Genomic DNA, 2,851 nt, shown 5'->3' with positions numbered 1-2,851 from the left:
GAGAGCATGAAAAACCTCGGGGCAGCCATCGAATGATGCCATCTACAGGGGTTAAAATAACCACCATCATTTCATAACAATACCTGCTGACTATGAAGATCTACGTCATCAAAATAGCAGTTCATGGAGTCAGTCCGATGGTCTGGCGTCGGCTGAGAATTGCTGCCGACACGTCACTGGCCGCGCTTCACTTCATTTTCCAGATAGTGCAGGGCTGGGGGGACGACCATCTCCATCAATTTCACATTTATGGCAAAGATTACGGTATCTCCTACGAAGGAGGCATCGGTTTTGTCGATAATCCGTTCCGGGTCGTGATTGATGATTTTGCTTTTGATGCTGGCGATCGCTTTACCTATGAATACAATTTCTTTGAGCACTGGCTTCATGACATTCGTGTTGAGGCCATTTATGAAAACTCTACGCTGAAAGCGCCGTTTTGTATAAGCGGCCATGGTATGCCCGGAGCCACAGCTGCGGATGAGTTCGATAAAACCCTGGCGTTTCTTGAAGCTATCGTTAATGCGGATGATGAAACAACGGTCGGCGAGATCCGCCCTTTTGCTGACGACCTGGATGCTGTCAGGTTCAACCGCCACAAAATCAACCGGCAACTGAGCAGGCTCGACCTTGCATCTCCGGTACTGGAGCCTGAAGTTATCTGGCTGGGCCGTCGTCGCTGACTGATGTCTATAAAGGTATACGTTTTCAGCATGCCTCTCAGATCCCCGAAAAAATGTCTATAAACCTCCCTAAATCAGTGTTTATGGATTATTCTTTAAATCTCTATGATGTTTAAAGACCTTCCGGAGGTTTTGCGTGCAATATGCCTACATCAGGGTAAGCTCGGCCGATCAGAATACGGCCCGTCAGGAAGAGGCATTGTCAAAGGCGGGTTTTCAGCCTGATAAAATTTGTGTTGAGCATGCCAGCGCGAAGGACACAAACCGCCCGGGGTTACAGGAACTCCTGGGGCAATTACGCCCTGGTGATACGCTTCTGGTTCATTCCATCGATCGCCTTTGCCGGAATATGTCGGATATGTGCGCTGTCACCACCCGGCTTCGTGACCAGGGCGTTACCCTTATTTTTCTGAAAGAGCAGCTGACGTTCAGCGCCGGCACAAACAATCCGATGCAGGAACTGCAGCTGCACATGATGTCGGCATTCAGCCAGTTTGAACGAGCCTTACTGAAGGAAAGGCAGGCCGACGGCATCGCCGCGAAAAAAGCACGGGGTGAAAAAACAGGGCGCCCCGGCGCCGATATCAAAAAGATCCAGGAAATTGACGCACTCAGAAGCAGAGGGGTCAGGCTCAGGATCGCCTGCGACCATGCGGGCCTTGGCGTTTCCACATATTATAAGCTTCGTCACCAGATGAACAACCAGTAGCCGGGAGATAGTCATCCACCACAGCAGGAGGCAATGATGCAACTGACGCTCCAGATAGTCATCACCGATGAATCAGGCTCCAGTCGAACGGAGGAACTGATGACAATCCAGAAATCAGGGGAGACCCGGAACGACATCGGATTATCGGTGTCAGAATCCAAGCTGTTGCTGAATACGGTCCAGCAGTCGGTGGTCCAGCTGCAGGCAGACGAATATACTCAACACCATATCCGGTGCCCTCACTGCCTTGCTGCGCGCAGAATCAAAGGCAAACAGAAAATACGGTACCGGACGCTGTTTGGCGTTATTCCGGTATCCGGGCTTCGGGTGTACCGGTGCCGTTGTGAAGAGAGTGATACAAAGACAGTCAGTTTGCTCAGCGACTGGGCCGGCGATTATTCTCACCCGGCACTGAAATATATTGAAACCCGCTGGGCCTCGATGATCTCCTATGAAATGACGACTCGTCTGCTGAAAGATATTCTGCCGGTGGGCCACAGCCTGAATGCCTCAACGGTGAGGAATCATTTATGCCAGGTGGCGCAGCGTCTTGACGCTGAGGCTGAAGCTCATTCAGGTTTTCTTTCCGGCTGCCCCCGCGACTGGGGGAACCTGCCCAGGCCAGGAAAACCGCTTGTGGTGGGTATAGATGGTGGTTATGTTCGCGATCGGGATGACAAAAAGCGTAATTTTGAAATTATTGCCGGGAAGTCTTTTTCCGTTGGTGCGCCTGCTGACACCCGCCGCTTCGGTTTTGTTCAGAAGGATGACTGTCATCCGGAACGCAGGCTCATGACCCACCTTTCAGCGCAGGGAATGCAGGCCAACCAGCAGATATTTTTTCTGTCCGACGGCGCGGATAATCTCAGGGACCTCCAGTTCGGTATGTACCCTGAGTCAACGCATGTGCTGGACTGGTTTCATATCACCATGAGGCTGAAGGTGCTCATGCAATATGCCCGGGGACTGCTGGTATCAGATCCAGAGGCGGGGAGTAAAGTTCTGGCACTGCTGGAAAGCATTAAACGATATCTCTGGCATGGCAATGTTGTCGCTGCGCTGGAACATATTGATAATTGCGTTATGTATTGCGATGACCCTGAACTCAGCTATCCTAGCCTGAAATCCCTGCAAAAACATCTGGATGAAATGTATACCTACATCCGGAATAATAAGATGATGATCCCAAACTACGGCGAAATGCGTCGGTACGGAGAGCCGGTATCAACCGCGTTTGTGGAATCCACGATCAATGAAGTGATCGCCAGACGAATGGCCAAAAAGCAGCAGATGCAGTGGAGCAGAAAAGGGGCTCATTATTTGTTACAGACCCGGACCGCCGTTTTGAATAACGAACTGCAGGATAAATTTGTCTGCTGGTATCCGGGTTTTCAAAGTGACGGGAAGGGACCAGCGATGGCAGCATAGCTCACGCTGCCCCAATATTTTTTATGCTCTC

The 2,851-nt window shown here is 51.0% G+C and carries 3 protein-coding genes; all 3 read left to right on the top strand.

Annotated features, from left to right (window positions below; translation table 11 throughout):
- The first annotated feature begins 137 nt into the window (after window positions 1–137).
- The 3 genes from DD606_RS24385 (at window position 138) to DD606_RS24375 (ending at window position 2,820) form a co-directional block, all read left to right on the top strand.
- The gene (locus DD606_RS24385; RefSeq protein ID WP_001493763.1) at window positions 138–683 is read left to right on the top strand and encodes a plasmid pRiA4b ORF-3 family protein; all 546 of its coding nucleotides are present in this window, start codon (window positions 138–140) and stop codon (window positions 681–683) included.
- Between the two features lie 136 nt (window positions 684–819).
- Window positions 820–1,392 carry a recombinase family protein gene (locus tag DD606_RS24380; protein WP_001493762.1) on the top strand — a complete coding sequence of 191 codons (573 nt, stop codon included), beginning with the start codon at window positions 820–822 and terminating at the stop codon, window positions 1,390–1,392.
- Between the two features lie 36 nt (window positions 1,393–1,428).
- Window positions 1,429–2,820, top strand: coding sequence for an ISKra4-like element ISKpn19 family transposase (locus DD606_RS24375; RefSeq protein WP_001493761.1), 1,392 nt, complete (start codon window positions 1,429–1,431; stop codon window positions 2,818–2,820).
- Window positions 2,821–2,851 lie beyond the last annotated feature (31 nt).

Source organism: Enterobacter cloacae complex sp. GF14B, from assembly GCF_004136805.1.
Classification (GTDB): Bacteria; Pseudomonadota; Gammaproteobacteria; order Enterobacterales; family Enterobacteriaceae; genus Enterobacter; species Enterobacter hormaechei_C.
This window is presented reverse-complemented; position numbering and strand designations above follow the sequence as displayed.